This is a genomic window from Aliifodinibius sp. S!AR15-10 (assembly GCF_031569985.1).
GTDB lineage: Bacteria > Bacteroidota > Rhodothermia > Balneolales > Balneolaceae > JAMQKA01.
Genome location: NZ_JAMQKA010000005.1, coordinates 1 through 19,497, shown reverse-complemented (window position 1 = coordinate 19,497; position 19,497 = coordinate 1). Strand labels below are relative to the sequence as shown.

At 44.1% G+C, this 19,497-nt stretch carries 18 protein-coding genes and 1 pseudogene; 10 read left to right on the top strand and 9 right to left on the bottom strand.

What is annotated here, in order from left to right; all coding sequences use genetic code 11:
• Nucleotides 1-265: 265 nt before the first annotated feature.
• The 4 genes from NC796_RS04960 to NC796_RS04945 all read right to left on the bottom strand — a co-directional run bounded on the left by NC796_RS04960 (nucleotide 266) and on the right by NC796_RS04945 (nucleotide 4,025).
• The gene (locus NC796_RS04960; protein WP_310682662.1) at nucleotides 266-700 is read right to left on the bottom strand and encodes a hypothetical protein; all 435 of its coding nucleotides are present in this window, start codon (nucleotides 698-700) and stop codon (nucleotides 266-268) included.
• A 249-nt stretch (nucleotides 701-949) separates the two neighbouring features.
• On the bottom strand, nucleotides 950-3,454 hold the full coding sequence (locus NC796_RS04955; protein ID WP_310682660.1) for a heavy metal translocating P-type ATPase: 2,505 nt from the start codon (nucleotides 3,452-3,454) through the stop codon (nucleotides 950-952).
• A gap of 95 nt (nucleotides 3,455-3,549) precedes the next feature.
• Nucleotides 3,550-3,765, bottom strand: a complete 216-nt coding sequence (locus NC796_RS04950) for a helix-turn-helix domain-containing protein (protein WP_409070354.1) — start codon at nucleotides 3,763-3,765, stop codon at nucleotides 3,550-3,552.
• Between the two features lie 59 nt (nucleotides 3,766-3,824).
• Entirely contained in the window at nucleotides 3,825-4,025 is a 201-nt protein-coding gene (locus NC796_RS04945) for a hypothetical protein (protein ID WP_310682658.1), read from the bottom strand.
• A 637-nt stretch (nucleotides 4,026-4,662) separates the two neighbouring features.
• On the opposite strand from NC796_RS04945, the gene NC796_RS04940 reads away from it, so the two are divergent.
• The 5 genes and pseudogenes from NC796_RS04940 (at nucleotide 4,663) to NC796_RS04920 (ending at nucleotide 8,147) form a co-directional block, all read left to right on the top strand.
• Nucleotides 4,663-5,511 carry an aldo/keto reductase gene (locus NC796_RS04940; RefSeq protein WP_310682656.1) on the top strand — a complete coding sequence of 283 codons (849 nt, stop codon included), beginning with the start codon at nucleotides 4,663-4,665 and terminating at the stop codon, nucleotides 5,509-5,511.
• Between the two features lie 116 nt (nucleotides 5,512-5,627).
• A pseudogene (locus NC796_RS04935) lies at nucleotides 5,628-5,943 on the top strand (nuclear transport factor 2 family protein); the annotation flags it as partial.
• Nucleotides 5,944-6,067: 124 nt separating this feature from the next.
• Entirely contained in the window at nucleotides 6,068-6,739 is a 672-nt protein-coding gene (locus NC796_RS04930; protein ID WP_310682654.1) for a carboxymuconolactone decarboxylase family protein, read from the top strand.
• Nucleotides 6,740-6,886: 147 nt separating this feature from the next.
• Nucleotides 6,887-7,300 (top strand): cupin domain-containing protein, encoded by a 414-nt coding sequence (locus tag NC796_RS04925; RefSeq protein WP_310682652.1) that lies wholly within the window; start codon nucleotides 6,887-6,889, stop codon nucleotides 7,298-7,300.
• 88 nt (nucleotides 7,301-7,388) lie between these two features.
• Nucleotides 7,389-8,147, top strand: coding sequence for a hypothetical protein (locus tag NC796_RS04920; RefSeq protein WP_310682651.1), 759 nt, complete (start codon nucleotides 7,389-7,391; stop codon nucleotides 8,145-8,147).
• A gap of 701 nt (nucleotides 8,148-8,848) precedes the next feature.
• Here the strand turns inward: NC796_RS04920 and NC796_RS04915 are convergent.
• Nucleotides 8,849-11,197, bottom strand: coding sequence for a response regulator (locus NC796_RS04915; protein ID WP_310682650.1), 2,349 nt, complete (start codon nucleotides 11,195-11,197; stop codon nucleotides 8,849-8,851).
• 448 nt (nucleotides 11,198-11,645) lie between these two features.
• Nucleotides 11,646-11,966 (bottom strand): hypothetical protein, encoded by a 321-nt coding sequence (locus NC796_RS04910; protein ID WP_310682649.1) that lies wholly within the window; start codon nucleotides 11,964-11,966, stop codon nucleotides 11,646-11,648.
• A gap of 502 nt (nucleotides 11,967-12,468) precedes the next feature.
• Here NC796_RS04910 and NC796_RS04905 point away from each other — a divergent pair.
• Nucleotides 12,469-13,320, top strand: coding sequence for a hypothetical protein (locus NC796_RS04905; protein WP_310682648.1), 852 nt, complete (start codon nucleotides 12,469-12,471; stop codon nucleotides 13,318-13,320).
• A 119-nt stretch (nucleotides 13,321-13,439) separates the two neighbouring features.
• Here NC796_RS04905 and NC796_RS04900 read toward each other — a convergent pair whose 3' ends face one another.
• Nucleotides 13,440-14,051 (bottom strand): hypothetical protein, encoded by a 612-nt coding sequence (locus NC796_RS04900; protein WP_310682647.1) that lies wholly within the window; start codon nucleotides 14,049-14,051, stop codon nucleotides 13,440-13,442.
• Nucleotides 14,052-14,181: 130 nt separating this feature from the next.
• On the opposite strand from NC796_RS04900, the gene NC796_RS04895 reads away from it, so the two are divergent.
• From NC796_RS04895 to NC796_RS04880, 4 genes are all read left to right on the top strand, one after another.
• Nucleotides 14,182-14,373 carry a hypothetical protein gene (locus tag NC796_RS04895; RefSeq protein ID WP_310682646.1) on the top strand — a complete coding sequence of 64 codons (192 nt, stop codon included), beginning with the start codon at nucleotides 14,182-14,184 and terminating at the stop codon, nucleotides 14,371-14,373.
• A gap of 345 nt (nucleotides 14,374-14,718) precedes the next feature.
• Complete coding sequence (locus tag NC796_RS04890) at nucleotides 14,719-15,171, top strand: VOC family protein (RefSeq protein ID WP_310682644.1); 453 nt, start codon at nucleotides 14,719-14,721, stop codon at nucleotides 15,169-15,171.
• Between the two features lie 156 nt (nucleotides 15,172-15,327).
• On the top strand, nucleotides 15,328-15,963 hold the full coding sequence (locus NC796_RS04885) for a hypothetical protein (protein WP_310682642.1): 636 nt from the start codon (nucleotides 15,328-15,330) through the stop codon (nucleotides 15,961-15,963).
• 145 nt (nucleotides 15,964-16,108) lie between these two features.
• The gene (locus tag NC796_RS04880) at nucleotides 16,109-16,789 is read left to right on the top strand and encodes a hypothetical protein (RefSeq protein WP_310682640.1); all 681 of its coding nucleotides are present in this window, start codon (nucleotides 16,109-16,111) and stop codon (nucleotides 16,787-16,789) included.
• Between the two features lie 116 nt (nucleotides 16,790-16,905).
• Here the strand turns inward: NC796_RS04880 and NC796_RS04875 are convergent, their stop codons facing one another.
• Nucleotides 16,906-18,534: an ankyrin repeat domain-containing protein gene (locus NC796_RS04875; RefSeq protein WP_310682638.1), complete on the bottom strand. Its 1,629-nt coding sequence runs from the start codon at nucleotides 18,532-18,534 to the stop codon at nucleotides 16,906-16,908.
• 428 nt (nucleotides 18,535-18,962) lie between these two features.
• Nucleotides 18,963-19,497 (bottom strand): histidine kinase dimerization/phosphoacceptor domain -containing protein (locus NC796_RS04870; RefSeq protein ID WP_310682636.1); only part of this gene is annotated, 535 nt, incomplete at its 5' end.

Here is a 19,497-nt window from a genome sequence, read left to right as displayed (position 1 = left end):
GCGATTACGGCTTAAAACCTAGGCAGCTCTAAAAGATGATGCGTTACACAATTCTTGTTCTTTGATATAGAATTGTGTAAATGATTTGAGAGTCCTCTCTGCCGAAATTTCGGTCTTCCGATCAATGGAATGGCTTTAAATTTAGCCCACTATCAATGTAACGGCATATAAGCCATTCAGTCTTGACTACAGGAAGATTGGAAAATCAGAATAAGAGACGGGTATTTACTCCACAATCGAATGCAGAATAAACAATGGGTAATCGCTAATTCAGAAACACGCTGTTCAGCAAAAAGAGGGGAGGCTCAGAAATGGGGACAGCACTATTAAGGGTAAGAGGGGTAAATGTGTTGGTTAAAAGAGATAAAAGAGATGAACCGGTCGTTGTCAGAGTCGCAAAAAGTTGGGGCACCTCCGGCAGGATAACATGAGTCTCCGAGAAAACGGTTGTCAGCTCCTGCTCACAGACTTGTTCTGTTACACAAAATTCCTCTTTAAGATCAGTAGCGTGATGCACCCCAGTATCGGCACTGGATGAGGAACAGCATTCGCCGAAATCAGAACTTCCCGAAAGCTCCATGTACTCTGCATTGCAAATATACTGTACGGTGGCCAACGCCGATGGCAAAGCCACATTCGCCATCACAGCAATCAATACCGTGGCAGCCAGAAACCGGTATATTTGTTTTAATTTAGGCAATACAGTAGAAATTTCGATTTAGACCAAATGAATATTAGCAATTATTGTGTTCGTTCAAAATTATTTTTCAGTTTCCAGATACACCAGAATCTGGTTTCTTATTCTATTTTTCTGTTGAAAATTACAGCGGTTCGCAATTGGCAGACTTTGGCAACAAGCCTATTCAAATATCGTTTATGTTAATTTTAACTACACAATAGCTGAACTGTATTATTTCCACCGTTACCAATTAACAATTGTTCTTCTACGCTAATATTCAGGTTGAATATTTTTCCTCTGCAGCCGTCGTGAATTCGTCACCACGTTCACCGAACTGAATGCCATGGCGATCTCGGCCAGCACGGGGTGCAGCATACCGAGCATGGCCAACGGAATCATCACCACATTGTAGAAAAAGGCCCAGAACAGGTTTTGCTTGATCTTGGTAAAGGTGGCCCGGCTTAATTTTACTGATTTTACCACGGCGCTTAAATCTCCTTTCACCAGAACAATATCACCGGATTCAATGGCCACATCCGTGCCGGTACCGATGGCGATTCCAATGTGGGCCTGCGTTAATGCCGGGGCGTCGTTGATGCCGTCTCCGACCATCGCAACCACTTTGCCCTGCTCCTGCAACCGTTTTACTTCGTCCGACTTCTGGTCGGGCATTACCCCGGCAATAACTTGATCTATGCCTACCTCAGCAGCTACGGCTTTGGCGGTGCGTTCGTTGTCGCCGGTAATCATAATGGGTGTCAGACCAAATTCTTTCAAGGCGGCAATTGCTTTTTTACTATCTTCTTTGATGGGGTCGGCCACTGCGATAATGCCAGCGATGTCTCCTGCAACAGCTACCAGCATCGCTGTTTTCGCTTGCTCTTCCAGGCGGCCCATCTGGTCTTCAACAGAGTCATCTATGCTGATCCCCGATTCATCAAGGAGTTTTCTTGTCCCTATGAAAATTTCTTTGCCTTCAACGCTTGCCTTAATACCCTTGCCGGTGATCGCCTCAAAACCTTCGGCTGAGCTAAGTTGACCATTTTTGTTTTTGGCATATTCTACAATAGCTTGCCCCAGCGGGTGTTCAGAGCTGCTTTCCGCTGAACCAGCCATGTGTAGTACTTCTTCTTCCGATGCGCCGTTAAGTGTGATCAGATCGGTTACGCCGGGCTTGCCTTCGGTAATGGTACCAGTTTTATCCAATACAATAGCATTCACATCTTTCATCATCTGGATCGCTTCGCCCTTTCGAATCAGTACGCCATTTTCGGCGCCCATGCCGGAGCCGACCATTAGGGCAGTGGGGGTAGCCAGCCCAAGCGCGCAGGGACAGGCAATGACTAGTACCGCAATGGCGGCATAAAAGGCCAGGGCCACCTGACCCATCCCGGGATTAATCCACGGAATGAAGGTTGCCGCCCACTCGGCAATGCCCCCGAAGAAGCCGGGGAAGATTAGCCAGGATGCCAGGGTAGCCAGGGCAATGCCGATGACCACCGGCACAAATACCGCGGTAACCCTGTCGGCAAACTCCTGGATGGGCACTTTGGAGCCCTGGGCCTCTTCCACCATCCTGATCACCTGGCTCAGGAATGTGTCTTTGCCTACTTTGGTGGCTTTTACTTTTAGCATACCGTTTTTGTTGATGGTGGACCCGATTACTTCATCGCCCGGGGCTTTATCCACCGGCATTGACTCACCGGTGGCGATTGATTCGTCTACGCTGCTTTCACCGTCCACAACCTCTCCATCCGTAGGAATTTTTTCACCCGGACGCACGATCATAATGTCCCCCGGCAGCAGATCCTTAACCGAGACCTTAACTTCTTCACCGTCTCGTTCTACGGTGGCCTCTTTGGCCTCCAGGGTTAGCAGTTTCTGGATGGCCTGGGAAGCACGGCCCTTGGCCTTGGTCTCCACATACCGGCCGGTTACATGGAAGGCCATAATCATACCCGCAATGCCGGCAAAACTGTAAAAGGCCGGAGCCAGCCCGAACTGGTGCAATAGGGCAACAAATCCTGTGCCCAGCGCTGCCAGCGTACCCATGGCAATCAACACGTCCATATTCGGCGTCAGATTCTTTGTTGACTTCCAGGCGCTTTTCATCGTCTCCCAGCCCGGATAAAACAGCACCAGCGAGGAAAGTCCGATCATACCCAGCTCATACCCGAGGCTACCCAGAAAGGTATAACCCCAGATCATATCGGCAAACATCCACAGTATAATAGGAATGGTTGCGCCCCAGGCCCACCACATTCGTGATTCAGCCTTATCTAGTTTCTCTTGCTCGCGCTGCCGCTTGGCTTCGGCTTTGGTTTGGGCAGATTCGGATTCTTCTTTCAGTAGCTTGTATCCGGCACGGTCAACGGCTTTTTCAAAATCCTGCAGCGACAAATCACCGATATAAGTCACTTTTGCCGATTCGGTGGCCAAGTTGACGGAGGCTTCCTGAACGCCGTCCAGCTCTTCCAGCGACTGCTGCACTGAGCTGACACAACTGGCGCAGTGCATGCCTTCAATCCTGAGCGTGCGGGATTGTGTTTCCTCTTCGGCTAGGGAATACCCGGCTTCTTGAACAGCATGCTCCAAATCATCATTGGAAACTTTTTCTTTATCATAAGAGACTGTAGCCGATTCGGTGGCCAAGTTTACCGACGCTTGTTCCACGCCCTCAAGTCTATTGAGGGATTTTTCTACAGCCGATACGCAGCTGGCACAATGCATGCCGGAGATAGGCAGGTTTTTTTTCTGTATGGTATTATCTTCCATTATTCCAGAACTAGATTCAGCTTTGATTTTCTGAAAATTATAACAAAGCCTGTCAAGTCATGCGTTATAGAATTCTTTTTAATTGTTGCAAAATTTTAACCGAGCTCGTCCAGGGATTGTCTGAAATAGTTGCTGGCTTTTTTGTAATCTGTAACTGGCATGCCGGTAATTTGCTTAAACTGATTGGAGAGATGGGCAACGCTTCTGTAATTTAGCTGGTGGGCAATCTCACTGAGGGTCATTTCGCCATAGGAGAGCAATTCTCTGACGCGTTCAATTTTCAGGCGAATCACATATCTTTCAATGGTAATGTCTTCGGTGTTCGAAAAAATAGTGCTTAAAGCAGCATAATTCCGATTTAGGTCTTCCGTCAGATAGTTGGCATTGGGTACCCCTGGTCTATTCCTTCCAGTAACTCAAAACCATATTCTTCCAGCGCCTTGTCAATCGCCTCGCGTGATGGTTTGTCGAAGTTTTTTACTACGGCTCTTCCCAACTCAATGTCCACGACCTCAAGGCCCAGCTCTTCCAGAGCGCTTTGTACTACCAGCTCGCAGCACGGACATACCATATTTTGATTCTGAGTTTGGATACATCACTTTCTGCCATAAACCATGTATTTAGGTTTCTTATTTTGGAATTTATAAAACGTCACTTAACCGCTAACGTGTGAATATGATTAGGATTTTTTACGCTCCCGACTCCAATGTCGAAGAATTGACACGCTGAATCCGGCCATCAGCACAAAGGTGCCCAGCCATACCTGGGACACAAAGGGTTTCTCCTCAGCAGTCAGCAGGATTCATTCTTCTTTAGGTTTTTCACTGATACCTTTGACGGTCAGTTCAATCTTACCGGTTACGGGGTATACTACTGAACTGTACCTCAATATCATGTTCCGGGAGTTTGGCAGGAGGGGAATACACCCAGCTCTTGCCTTTACTTGAGTAAATGACGAACAAGGCTCTGAGCCTGTAAGGTTCATAACGCAAAAAACAACCAAAGAATTAGGATGAGAAATCCAATCCCGCCCACAATCCCAAAGAGCACGCAATAAAACCAACGCCAGAGAGATTGCTCATTAGGGAAAGCAATTCCAAGAGGTATCACAAGAACAAATAACAACCAGAATACAAGATTCGGAGTTAAAAGCGGAGGATTGAGCGCAGCTTTACTAGATGGAGTATAATTTAAAGGATATAAAAATTATGAAGATTGTAGTGTTAAATAATTGCGTAAAAATGCCTATCCTTGGGTATGGTGTTTATCAAATAGCGGCCTATTATGAATGCAAGCGATGTGTCCTCGACGCCATCGACGTCGGATACCGCTCCATCGATACAGCAGCAGCTTATCAAAACGAAGAAGCGGTTGGTGCGGCAATCATAGAAAGCGGGGTAGACAGAAAAGAGATCTTTCTCACCTCCAAACTCTGGATTTCGCATGTCGGGTATGAAGCAACCAAAAAGGCCGTAGAAGAATCCCTGAACAAACTGCAAACAGATTATCTTGATCTGTACTTAATTCACCAGCCGTTTGGAGATGTACATGGTTCATGGCGGGCAATGGAAAAGTTGTATCACGATGGAACCCTGAAAGCGATCGGTGTCAGCAATTTTCACCCTGACCGCGTGATGGATCTGATCGTCAACAATGAAGTGGTTCCGGCCGTAAATCAAATTGAGACTCATCCCTTTTATCAGCGATACGAGGACCAAAGGTTTTTGGAAGAAAACGATGTTCAACATGAATCGTGGGCTCCATTTGCTGAGGGTAAGAACAACACGTTCAGCAATGAGTTGTTGGTCTCCATCGGTGAGAAATATAACAAATCCGCCGCCCAGATAGTCTTAAGATGGCTTATTCAGCGAGGTGTTGTAGTAATTCCCAAAACCGTCCATAAGGAACGAATAAAGGAGAATATTGAAGTATTCGACTTTGAACTTTCGGATGGAGATATGGAATCGATACAATCGCTGGATACCAGTAAGAGCCAATTCTTCAGTCACCGCGACCCGGAGATTATCCAGTGGTTTTCTGAAAGAATAGAAAACTAAACCAATCAAACCGATTACAAATAACGTCATGATGAATCGAAAACTTGCAAAGACCTGCTTTAAAATAGCTTCTTTGACACTGCTGCTTATCATGTCCTCGACCGGTTGGGTAATGTGTGGAGGCCCTGGAGAACCTCTTTCACGAAAAAGCGGAGTTTGTCCATAATGGGAGGAACCTGGGACAAAGACCGTGAACTCAACATCATAGAAAGTGGAGGAATCTGGTACAAAGATGTCAATATCCACGAGGTATCGGTGAATATCATCGACAATACGGCCATCCTGTTGAACCGGATTACCCTGGTAGCCGAAGTTGGTGGGAATGAAGTTACCAATCCCTTTGAGGTTACCGAAGTGTATGTAAAACAGAACGACAGCTGGAAGTTGGGCTCTTTGTCATTCACAAGATTGATGTCAGGAGGCGATGACTGATCCTCGTTATCTTGCTGAACTGCCTGTCCTATAGAAATTAATCTGTAACTCTTTAAGTTGGAAAATCACAATGCAAAGGTTCATCGTATTAGTTCTAGCCATAAGCTGTTATTCTGTTAACCTTATGGCACTAGGTAACCCGGGTAACAACCAGGCGTTGACTGAAAAACAAAAAGGATTAATCCCGATTGCAGCCTACACGGCCATCGGTGACCTTCAAAGCTTAAAACCTGCACTGCATAACGGATTGGATGCCGGCCTGACGGTCAATGAGATCAAAGAATCGATGGTTCATCTGTATGCATACGCCGGATTCCCCCGCAGTATTCGCGGGCTTAATACCTTTATGGAGGTCCTGGATGAGCGTGAGGCTGACGGCATCCAGGATGAACAGGGCCCGGAAGCATCTCCAATCAATGATGAACGAAGCAAATACGAACGGGGAGTGGAAACCCTGTACGAGCTGACCGGTTCAAATTGGGGTAATCCGGATTCGGGCTACGGAGCTTTTGCTCCCGCCATTGACAGATTCCTAAAAGAACACCTGTTTGCGGATCTGTTTGAACGTGATGTGTTAACCTACGCCCAACGAGAGTTGGTGGTCATTTCCATACTCAGCAGCCTTGATGGCGTGGAACCGATGCTCGGCGGGCATATGAACATCTCCCTGAATGTCGGATTAACCCCCGGCCAATTGCAGCATTTTGTGGATATCATTGAAACCACGTTAGGTGAAGAAAAAGCTGCAACAGCTCAATCCGTATTGGATAACGTACTGGACAACAGGTCTGAATAGGCTTTAAAAACCCGGCAAATCTACTATCTCAAAAATCATCAAATAAAACATTATCAAATATGAATTTTATACAACAAACGACTTCAATGTTAGTGATCGCTTTTTTGCTGATGCCTGCACTCCAGGTAATGGCTCAAACTGAAAGTGATGAACATTATAATATGTCCACTATCCTGCCGAAAGGAAACGAGGTTTCTGGTTGGCAATTTTACCGGAACCGTGTGGGTCAATATGATCGTAGAACCGGGTGACAACCTAAATACCGTAGCAGGTAAAGTAATGTTTGAGCCTAAGGCAAGAACCAATTGGCACAGCCATGCAGGCGGACAGATTCTCATCGTAACGGAAGGTGTTGGATATTATCAAGAGGAAGGAAAACCAATACAGGTCATCCGTGAGGGCGACGTGATCAAAGCGCCGGCAAATGTCCCCCACTGGCATGGTGGCTCTCCCGAACAATCAATGACGCACACGGCTATTGTACCCGATTTAGATGAAGGCAGAACAAGCTGGTCGGGTCCGGTAACGGAGAAAGAGTATGAGAGGGCCGATGGCAGTTAACATTTCTGATCAAGTCGAAAAATTTAATTTAAAAGCCTTATCAGTAATAAAAAGATCAAACACTGCCTTTGAACGTACAATCAGACATATGACACATTCAAGGTTATTTAAAACCTCCATCCTGTTGATTGTTTTTAATATCCTTGCATATCCGGGTTTATCACAGGGAAATTCTAACGAAAAACTGGATGTCTCGGGTAGCATAAGTGTAATGAATGAGGGAATTTCCACTGTGCCATCACTGGCTCTTGGTGAGCCGGCGGCAATTTTTAATTTGTCAATTGGAAAAAGATTTCGATTCGAACCGGAACTAAGATTCTCACTGGAAGGCAAACCGTGGTCTTTCCTGTTTTGGTTTCGGTATGATATCGTAAACCACGATAAATTTTCATTTAGAATAGGTGCCCATCCTGCCTATTCATTTCGAACCGTACCTGCTCTGATCGATGAGACCAACCAATACGAAGAAATTATTGAGGCACGACGATTTTTAGCCGGTGATTTGAATACAAGTTATTCCGTTACCGAAAATTTTGATGTTGGGTTCTATTATTTGGGCGGACACGGTTTTGAATCATCCGTGCCGGACCAAACGCACTATCTGAGCCTGTACAGCAGTATTCCAAATATCTCTCTTTTTAATGATCTGTACATGAATCTAAGGCCACAGGTCTATTACTTAAAAATTGATGAGATCGACGGTTTTTATGTGGCCTCAAGTATTGCTCTGGGTATGATAGATATTCCATTTACATTCTCAACCACCATCAACAAAGTTATTGATAGCGAGATTGAAAATGATGACCCTCTATGGAATATCAGTTTAAATTACTCGTTTCGACTTTAGTAAAAGAAACGAATTTATTCTTTGACACGATATTAATGTATATGTCAATACCGTTGATCGCGGCTGGGTCCCCACAAAGATGGGTGGCCCCGGGACTCTTGGCGGCTGTGTACACGGATAAAATAGCAAAAGTCAGCACCAGTGATACTCAAAGTTGGTACATTAGTGGGTTCACAGTAGTCATAAATAATTCGCAAAGTATTCAAATCCCTCTGATACTACTACACCTATTTAGATTTATAAATCGAAAGCAAAGAAAATCTAGAAGTCATTCAGAAATTTGCCCCTAACAATAGTGACCACGCCCATCGACTTCATTTTAATCTAAAAAAATGGAAGCCTGGTAAAGCCCCTCCCCCTGATCTATAGAATCCCCAGTGGCGTCCGAATAATTAGTCGCTCCTTAAAAACTCCAAAAACCGTGATTTAGTGTGGATAAAAGGCTCATTTTGTAGATAAGTTAACGGTAAAATCCCCTAGATTATGGAAGAATCTACCCAAAAAGTTTTATCGACCCCCGGGCACCCGTTGGTCCAGCTGGCCGACACCGAGACAGAAAAGGGAAGTATAAAAACCTACTCTTATTGTTAACTGTAAAAGTAGTTATCCCAACAAGAGTAGAAAAGTGTTGCATCTTAGCTTCGACCTATAGTTGACCAGGATTACTGTTATGGTCTAACAATGTTTAACAGTATAAAAAATTAGCTGACTGCATCACGGATGGCTTGGCAAATGCTTTGCAATGTTTCATCCTTGCCGATGAAATCGGAAGCACCGGCGTTAAGTACGTTATTAATCAATTCCTGATCGTTAAGAAATGATATGCCGATAACTTTGGTATTCGGATAGTCGTCCTTAATCTTTTGGGTTGCCTCAATACCGTTTATACCAGGCAAGTTAATATCCATTATAACGACATCCGGTTGCACTTGACCAACCAGACTGATAGCCTTCTCACCCGTTGACGCCTCATCGACAACATACATATCGTTTTCCGTGTTAATAATTCCAGCTATCCCCTCGCGCATCATCTGATGGTCATCAACCACCAAGACGCTTATCACAGCGGGAGTTAAGGATGAAGTCGGGTCGGCCTTTCTTGTTGATTTTTGTGATTTCGAAGTCCCATCAGACGTATCTGTTTCCTTTAACGGAATTTGTACTATGGCCGTAGTACCTTCCCCGGGTTCCGACTCAATAGTAACGGTACCGCCCAGCAGGTCAATTCGTCGTCGAACATTAAACAGGCCGAAGCCGTCTTGTCCGTCTGATTCCATATATTGCTTTGGATCAAATCCTTTACCTTCATCCTTAACTTTAATTTGCACAAAATTGTTGGGATAATTAACGGTAAGCCAGGCCTGATCCGTATCGGCATGTTTCACTACATTAAAAAGCAGCTCCTGTACAGCTTGTACGAGCGTATTTAGGCTTCTTTGGTCTAAAGCTTTGTGCGTATCGCCATTTTCGATATTCACCACAAGACCGTGCCTTTCCATTTTTCCGGCCACCCATTTTAGTGCCGAATCCAACTCTTCTTTTTTCTCTGTAGGAGTCGGCTTCAGGTCATTCACCAATCTCCGTGTGCAACTAATGGCTTCGTTGATGAGATCTCTTATTTCATGAACAGCAGTCGGAATATGTTGCGGATTGTCTTTCATCAACACATCGAATTTTATTTTGCACAAGTCTAATATTTGTCCCAAGTTGTCATGCAGTTCACAAGCCAATATATAGCGTTGATTTTCTTCGGCTTTGTTCAATTCATTGACCAGTGATCGCAACTTTATCCGAGAGGTCTGAACTGCCCTGATATGACGTTCCAACTCCTGCTCAATTTTCTTGTGTTCGGTAATATCAAGAGTTACACCGGAAAGCTTGGCTTCACCCAAGGGACGGGCGCGGGTGTAGATCCATCGCTGGGTATCATCAGGCCAGAAAATGCGGTATTCTACCTCATACTCTTCTCCTGTCTCCAACGCATTCTGCATAATTTGCTTCTTGATATCCCAATCATCGGGATGAATGGACTGTAATATATCCTCATATGTTAGGGATTCCTCGGGTGCACGACCGAAATGAGCGTTACAAATAGAAGAACAGGAAAAGTCGTTTGTATCCAAATCCAGCTCCCAATATCCCAATTGGGCAGTATCTTGTGCCATCTGCAGTTTTCCCTTGGTTTCGCGAAGGTCTACCTCTCGCTGTTTGCGTTGGGTAATATCAGTCGCGGTACCGAACCACTCCTTTATTTCACCTTCTCTGTCGAGAATGGGTATTGCACGAGAATAGGTCCACCCCAGGGTTCCATCCACCTGCACCACTTGGTGTTCGAGGTTGAACATACTTTTCGTTTTGATGGCTTTGTCGATTTCTTCCATCACACGAGGCTGCTCATCCTCAGGTATGTATTCCTCTAGCCACGTTTTGCGGGGCTCCTCAGTGTCAACGATGAACTCCCGGCCATTTAAGTAGTACATCTCAGACCAGTCGGGACTCATGCGATAGACAACTTCTGAGGTTGCTGTCACAAAAGCGTCCAATCGAGACTCGCTCTCGCGGAGTTTCTGTTCTGCTTCCCTGTGTTCAGTGGTCTCAAATATCGTCAGGAAAACACCAGTAACATCTCCCATATCATTGCGTGCCGGACTATACGAGAGGGTAAAGTATGCATCCTCCTTATATTCATGGCTGTGAATCGGAAAGAGTTGATCTTCCAGCAATATCGAGTTGCCCTCATTGAACACTTTTTCATAGATCGGCTGGTTGATATGCCAGACCTCCGGCCAGCACTTCTGCGTGGGTTGACCCAACGACTCGGGATGCTTATTGGCAGCGATCATACGATAACCATCATTATAAATCTGGATAAGATCTGGTCCCCAGACTAATATGGATGGGAATGGGTGATCCAGCAGTAATTCTACCAAGGTCTTGAGACTTTGTGGCCATTCCTCCTTAGGGCCAAGGGGCGTTTGGCTCCAGTCTTTTTGTGTTACCAGGTCGCGCATCCTCTCAAAACTCTCGCTATGATTTCTATCTTTTTTCATACGCGCCCTCATTTATTTTAGAGCAGTCCCATATAAATATTACTACTATTTAGAATTAAATAGTAGTAATATTGGTGATGTGGAATTGCTAAAAAATGGACAGTAAGATAAGCCAGATCATGCAGCCCGTTCTTGTTGTTGGGTTAAATACTCTTGCATTTCCGCCGGTGTGGCGGTAGTCCAGCGTAGAATGCAAGCGCTGGCGGTAATACCAGATCTCAATAAATTGGAAGATTTCTCCTCGCAATCTTTGGTACCCATACTGCTTAGGTTCTATCGGTAGTTCTGCTTTAAAAGTTTTAAAGAAGCTCTCGGCCGGGGCATTCTACGTCACCTAACCTTACAAAAAAATCAAACCTAGACTCAACCGATGGGTACCTTTAAAACGGACGTGGGAAGGAGAAGCCAGGTCTATCGATCACGGAGAGACTAAACTGAAGTAGACCGGTCATGTATCAGCCAGCGTGGGGAATAACTTTGGCAGGTTCTGGATCTGGTGCCATCCTTCTCCTTCTTGAACTTTTTCGACCTCAATCTCCTCGAAATAATCATCGAGCACAGCAGCTCGTTCTTCGGCCAGAGGAGGGCTGCAATAATCCTCCTCTTCCCAAACAGCAATACCAGTTTGGCGCAGACGAGCATTTCGTAGCCCATGCGTTAGTGCCTTTCCAAACGGTCGCAGATCCAGAAAAGCATCCTTTTCCAACTGCTCGAAAAGCTCATCCAAACCTTCTTTTTTAGGTCGGGCTTTTACCAGGTAGTATGCCATGATAACTCCTGTTTTTACATTCTCTCTTTGAGAAAGAAATTTGTCCGTACCATATTTTAGCAATTTCAACATATCTGGTCTTGATCGCAAAGACCAGTTCTCCTCTTGGACGCCTGGACGCCACCATTTCCATTATATAGAGGGAAATCCACTTTCTACTAAATTGCCACATACACGCCTGTCCTGCCGTCCAATTCAAATTCCTTTGTAAGGATTTGCTCTGAAAAGTATCTATAGAGTGTAATATAACTTTGTATAGTTAGCCATGGTCGTTTGAAAACGGTCGGGGTTATTTTATTTTAATATAAATTCGAATGTTGGTTTAAGGGAGACAATGCGTACGCTCTTATTTGTATTAACAATTTTATTTTTTTCTGCATCCAGTAGTTGGGGACAAAACGAATACCAAAATCCCGACACCCTAGCAATAAATAATGGACTCCTACTCGAACATAATTTAGGCGAAATCACTCTGTATGATTATGGCCAAACATTAATGAAAATGAAGTTTACAAAAAAAGAGGCATCATGGGGGACCGTCTATGGAAGCATACTTAGCTTGTCTACGCCGGTTGATATTTATAAGGATCCTAAAACAAGCATCAGGTTATCACTCACAGAAACGAGAGATTTCATTGATAACTTAGCCACATTACTCCAGGTAGACTCAATAAAAGACACAAGGACAACTGTTCCATTTAAAACACCTTCCGGAAGGACAGTTGAGCCAGGAACCAGTATTTGGATAAGTAATAAGGAATATTCTTTTTCTGTAGTTAATGACTACGGGGGCGTTATTGATTTTAATTTGACGGCTAGTGATGATGAAAATGTCGTAGATAAGAGCATGATAAAGGGATCTTTGTTCAGCTCGGGAAATTACAATTATTTTACTGTAAATAATTATGATGATTACAGAAGAAGGGTTGGTTCAGCAGTCAAAAGGTTTCGCTCCTTGGTTAATTCTGTAAAGCAGGATAAATCAACTATTTCCCTGGAGGAAAAGGTAGGTACTCGTAGTCAAGTAATTAATTATGAGCCTATAACCCAGAACGGCTTCGTTGTATTAAAATCTCACGTTCATAACACAAGTGATTTACAAATAATTGCTGACATCACACTTGAAAGAACGCCCCGCAGAGTTTCAATAAGTGAATATAGAGGACAGTTTGAACGATATGAATTAAAGGCTGATGATCAGCTCAATTATTATGTACAGGAAGAATTAGACTATTCGGTTTTTATAGACGAATTACTGGATATTTTAGGTAAATACGATGCAAAGGGTATACTGGATCCCAAAATTGTAAAAAATGATGATTCGATAGTAGCCAGTTTTTCTGTTTTTAAATGAGTTATTTTATTTTTTAACACCTATCTTTTCGGATCTTCACATCAATGTCCATCTCATCGAAAAGCATCTGATCATCAAACTTATCAGCGTCGTAAACCAGGTGAAAATACCGGTCGCCCTCACATCGTCCACTTGATACTTAGAGAGGGAAAGGTGTTAGTGCGATAATTATTATTTGTGACAGTCAAGTCTGCTTTTAATCGTATGGGTTTCCAAATTTCGACTTCGAAAAGGGATCCAACAAGAACACCTGCAGCTGCTCCACCAAATATACCTCCAGGAACGATTAAATAATTATAGAGCCGTCCAATACAGCTCAATCCCTGGCAATCCTTATAGCTTTTGGTAAACTGCAGACTTATAAAAAGACCTGCTGCAGTCCCCAGAATCGCTCCTTCTGGTCTCGCCTTTCTTTTTCCGTGACTCACCTTCATTTTGTCAATAGCTGATAATGGGATTACCAGATTTTTTTTGTCAGAATATAACCGGAGTGTAGAGTTTGAGATGGTATCAACCTTTCCAACAATAGGCCATTTACTCATCGACGGTACTGTAATCTTGATCCGATCACCGATTTTCAAGCTACTTATTTGGCCCTGTACCGGGCTTAAGCAAATGAAGGCCAAAAAAACCAGGATTAAAGAGAAAATATATACCGAACCACGATATACGGAATCCGAAATCTGTTTACATTGATATGCCATAACGTTCTCCCTTTTCACATTCATCATTATGTTCTGCTATTAATATAGCAAGATAGTGGATAGAGAGCTGTGACAGGGATGATATTTAATTGGGACATCCTACCATTTTCCAATTACGAAGGATCTATTAGGCAAATTATGCAGCTAGAAGTGATTTATGACTATCGTCAAACAAATAGGCTATTACTTGAAAGAAGAGCTAACGAAACAAGAAGCGCAAGATCTGTGGGTTCATCTGCTGCAACATCCGGCAGATCTGCAGCTTCTTGAGAAGGGACTCATAATGCAGGATTATACCAAGATGAATAACATCGATAGTATGCTCCAACTTTCACGTCCTATTCTATAAGGATCGTCGGGACGCCCCTCGCCCCATTCTTGCCCGCCTCCCGTTAATTGGTTAACCTTTAATTTTGTAATTAACTCGACACTCCGGCGCCTGCCCCTTAAGTGCAATGTCGTTATATGGCTTTGCAATTCTGCTCATTAATAAAAGTTATTGTCTTAATTGCCCTTTGGCAATGTCGCATTTCCACCAAGCGAATAGTCCATCTAATCAGTATAATTAAAGATGTTCAATTTCTTTTGATGCAATGATAACACGAATTACATTGGCGTTATGACAGCGTAATGCAACTAATTCAGCAAAACTTTATATGGGATAATAACTTTGAACACATTAGGAGATAAAACTATGGCAAAAAACAAGTTACTAAGAATGGACAATGTCAGCATCGTTGTAGAATCCCTCGATGACGCAATCTCTTTCTTCGCAGAGATTGGCCTGATCCTCGAAGGGCGAACTACTGTCGAAGGTGAATGGGCAGGTCGCGTCACGGGACTGGGCTCTCAATGCGTAGAGATTGCCATGATGGTTACCCCCGATAGCCACAGCCGGTTAGAACTTTCGCGATTTCTCACTCCGCCTACTATTTCAGATCACCGTACGGCCCCTGTGAATGCTCTCGGCTACCTTCGCGTCATGTTTACTGTTGAAAACATTGATGAGATGGTATCTAGGTTAAGCAAACATGGCGCTCAGCTTGTTGGCGAAGTGGTTCAGTATGAGGACTCGTATAGGCTCTGCTACATTCGCGGAACGGAAGGGCTTCTCATCGGCTTGGCAGAAGAGCTCAATAATGAATAAGTGATGTCTAATATCGCCATATAACCCGCCTTTAAGGGGGCACCTCGCCCTTTACCGCCGCTTTCTGGCTTTTTAGCTTTCCGTTCATTATTTAACTAATCAACATTTTTTCGTGCGCACCTTATGCGCAAGGTCGTTAGCCACATTAATTCTTCTATGGACATAACACAACTACTTAAAGATCTTGGAATTTTTTCGATTGTAATAGCTGCTATTGCTTGGTTATTACGTTCAATTGGTAATCATTTAATTGATAAAAGGCTGGTTTCTTTTAAAACAGAACTTGATAGAATCTCATCTGAGCACCAGCAAAAGTTAGATTTTGAACTAGAAAGTCACAGAAAGCAGCTTCAAATTGATTATCTAAAACACTCTCGAGTGCATGAAAAAAGGCTTGAAGTTATGTCAGAAATATATAGCCGACTAGTCCAATTAGATCAAAGTATTAAAGAGTTAACTGCTTTCTTGAAACCAAGTACTGGTGAAAAATATAAAGATCGCAGAAAAAGAGAGATGTCTGAAGCAGCTGAAAGCTATCAAAGGTTCAAAATATACTTTGATAAAAAGCGGATCATGTTGACCGGAGAAACTTGTCAGTTGATTGATGAATTGGTTGAAAAATATTCAGAAAGTTTGCGTTTGAGTACATTTAAAGACCGATATAATGTCGATAGTCAGTATGCATTAAAAATTTCGGATGAAGCTTCAGATATCGTCGAAAAGCAAATTCCAAAGATTAAAAATAATCTTGAGACTGAATTTGGAACACAATTAGGGACTATAGAAGCCTAACGCTCAAAAAATGTGGCTATCAAGCGCATTAAGGGGATGCACCTCGCCGTTGCCTTGCCTCCCTTCCATTTATTAGTTAATCTTTCATTTTGTAATTAACTCGACATCCGGCGCCTGCAACTTATGGGATTTTTAGTAAAACAATATGCCAAATAAAGAAGAAATAATTGTTGCTGCACTCAAAGGAGCAGCTGCGGGAATACCCTTCGCAGGAGGATTGATTGCAGAACTAGGAGATCTTTTTTTAAATCCAATTGAAAAAAGGAAAGAGAACTGGCGAAATGAAATAATAGCTGTTTTAGATGAAATAAATAAAAAATACCACCGGTCACCTGAAGAAGTTGCTAATGATCCGAAATTTGTTTCTGCACTTCTTAACGCCACATCAATTGCAGTTCATAACCACCAAGAAGAAAAAATCCTAGCTTTAAAGAATGCCCTGATTAATGTAGGGAACCCTGATGCAGTAAATTTTGACAAAATGTATCAGTTCCTTCATTTCGTAGATGAATTGAGTGTTACACATATTACGGTATTAGCCAACCTTGAGAAATATTCGGGACAATTTTCCAAGATAGAAGAACTGGGAAAACTATACAGTCAATTCATTTTAGTTTCAAAACTTGAAATAGAAAGACTGGTTTTTAGATCTATAATTGAAGATCTCAACTCTCGGTTTTTGATTCAAACTGGGGATCTTGAAGAATACCCGGAATTTGCATCCAAAAAGGATATTCTTGAATCGTCAGGATCTAAAGTTAGACCACTTGAGATTACTGAATTAGGCAAGACTTTTCTGAATTTCATTGGTGATTTCGAGCCATAACAAGGCGCTTCAACGGACGTGCCCCGCCCTAGCTTCCGGTTTTGATTTCCCGGTGCCAACTCATAAACTGGAAATAAAATTAACACTAATTCGTACGCACCTTAAGCGCCAAGTCGTTATGGGTTCCGCCGGTTTTCTTCGTATTCTCGGATCACAAAGAGCACATCTTCAGGCACACCTTCCAGGTTACTCTCAGGCTTTGCCCCCGCCTCCAGAAGCAATCGCGCAACAGCCGGGTAGTCACCCTCGGGGTTTCCGTTATGGCAGGCACCGTGGCAACACCAGCCGATCGGCGTACTATCATGGGTGGAGTCCGGTTGGTTGACCAGCGCACGAACTTCCGGATAACGCAATGCAATCCGGACGCTCTGAGCATCCCCCATCCATGCCGCACAGTGAAGCACCGTTCCCCCATCCTGGCCAGGAGTGGTTGGCTCGAATCCGAGTTCAAGCATGAGTCCAACCGCGGCGGCGTTGGCGGCCCAGCCTGCATCCGGCAGAGCGCGTCGATCTTCCTTTGTCAGTTCATCGAAAAGCCCTGGATGCTCACTAAGAAGCTGCTTCGCTTCAGACTCATCCCCTTGGGCACATGCAGCCAAGAAATGGTCTTTGGGATTCGCAAAAGTTTGCAGCACTTCGAACGCCTCATGCTGTTCGAATTGTGCAGCGACCTGAAGCGGCGAAAGGTGTTGGCCGATGGTCCAGGTATAAATATGGAAACTGATTGGCGGCTTTTCTCCGTATTCACCCCGGCCGGTTCGAAGTTCAAGAAGAGTTGGGGCGTCCTGAAGCAATTCGCGAAGCCTTTCCGTCAGGCCGAGCGCTGCGGCAAGGAAAATGTCGATTGAGGCACCTCGTTCAACGAGATAGGCAGCCAGCTCGTAACGCCCCGCCCCGCGCTTGGCTTTAAGCATCCATTGTGCCGGGGTGCTACGGTGGTCGAGGTCCCGTATATTCGGGTCGGCTCCCCAGTCAAGCAGCAAATCCACCACATCACGCGAGCGGGCAAAATGCAGGGGCGTCTGTCCGTCGCCGCCGCGTTCATGGATACGCGACGGATCCTCATCCAACATGTCGCGAAGCAAATCAGGCCGATCTAAATGAGCGGCCGCACAGGCATCCGGCTCGGCACCGGCTTCGAGCAGATGTTCGGCTACGGTACCCTCGGCGGAGTGCAGAGCATGCCAGCCTCCCGCCCACCAATCGCTGCGTCGGTTCGGGTCGGCGCCGAATTCAAGTAACACCTCTACCAGTGCGAGGTCATTCTGCCCGGCAAAGTATACGAGCGCCGGTGAGGCGAACGGGAAGAGCGGCTCATCAATTATTCTACGCATAATGGGATGCTGCTGAAGTAGTTTCCGAACCGCCGATGCGTCCCTTGATTCAAATGCCTGACGAAAATCTTTGAGCACGGGTATAGCAATCATACGAACCCCCAGCGACTTCAGCCTTTTATATATGGTCCGGTACCAGGCTTGATTTTGAGAGCCCGGTTGTTTGATGTGTGTCTTCAGCTTCGACCAGCTCTTGAATCCGTATTCACGCGCTATCACTAGTTGTGCATCACTAAGTAAGAACCGGGTGTGCCGGGCTTCGTACTCGCTTTTGTCTGAGAATTCAGGGTGAAATTCCCGAATCCGGGCAAGCGATTCAGGTTTTCCCGCTTTCCAGCCTTTGAGCAAATCCTTCGCCTGGTGTTTGAGATGATCCAAGCTCGGCCTGGATGGTAATGATTTAGATGGCATGACGAACTCCTTCCGTTACGCCCGTTGTCCGCACATACAGGCAGAAAGTAAGTTCGTAGACTTACAACAAATTCTTTAAGGTGGACTTCTGTCCTTTCCGCGGACTGGATGCGCCCTTTTACGCTATTTAAAATAGTAAGTACTATCTAGGGAAGAAACAAACAAAAGATCTGCACAGCCTAAATCATCGAACTAAATGGAGTTGTAATCATCTGGTGATTTTTTCGATTATGCCCAGATAATAAATTGAGGAACCCATAACCTATATATGGCCTCCAAAAGTCTTTTTCTCACTTTTCTTGATTCGATCGTCCATTCGGTAGGGTTAATTGGCTCTTTCTTTATGAATTCATCTCACGACACACTTTGTCTATTGAAAGTTTTTAAATAACATTGCAAACCGACCGATTTTGGTAATAATTCACGAATCAAATATTACTGGCCGACCCAAGTTTCTCCTCCTTCGTAAAATAAATATTGAATGAATCGATACCATTATTCTTTTTGTGAACAAATTCTGCTTTTAGTTGAGAACAGAGAACTTTAATCAAGGTCGCTGGAAGGTAGTTAGCCGGTTGCGTGATTTGCTTCTTTATTTTAGGATTGAGGTGCTGAATATCGAAGTTGACGTTTATCTCTTTTGATCTAACAACATCCAAAGAAAGTTGCACACTTTTACACAAGCTGTTTCCATTCCCATTTCTTAGTCGCGATAATATTTCGTTGAGCATTAAGCCCAGCGGTACCGCCTGGTTAATATTAAGGTCCAATGAATTAAGTTGAAGTTTGACTTTAGGGTGGCCATTCTGATCCTTATTGGAGGATAAAATACCAATCAGTCGTTTGACAAACTCATGGAACGGAATTTTTTTTAGGCTTTGCTGCTGATAGAGTATCTCGTGAATTTCAGCAATAGTAAAAATTCGGTTTCGGGTTGTTTCGAGTGAAGTGATCTCCAGATGA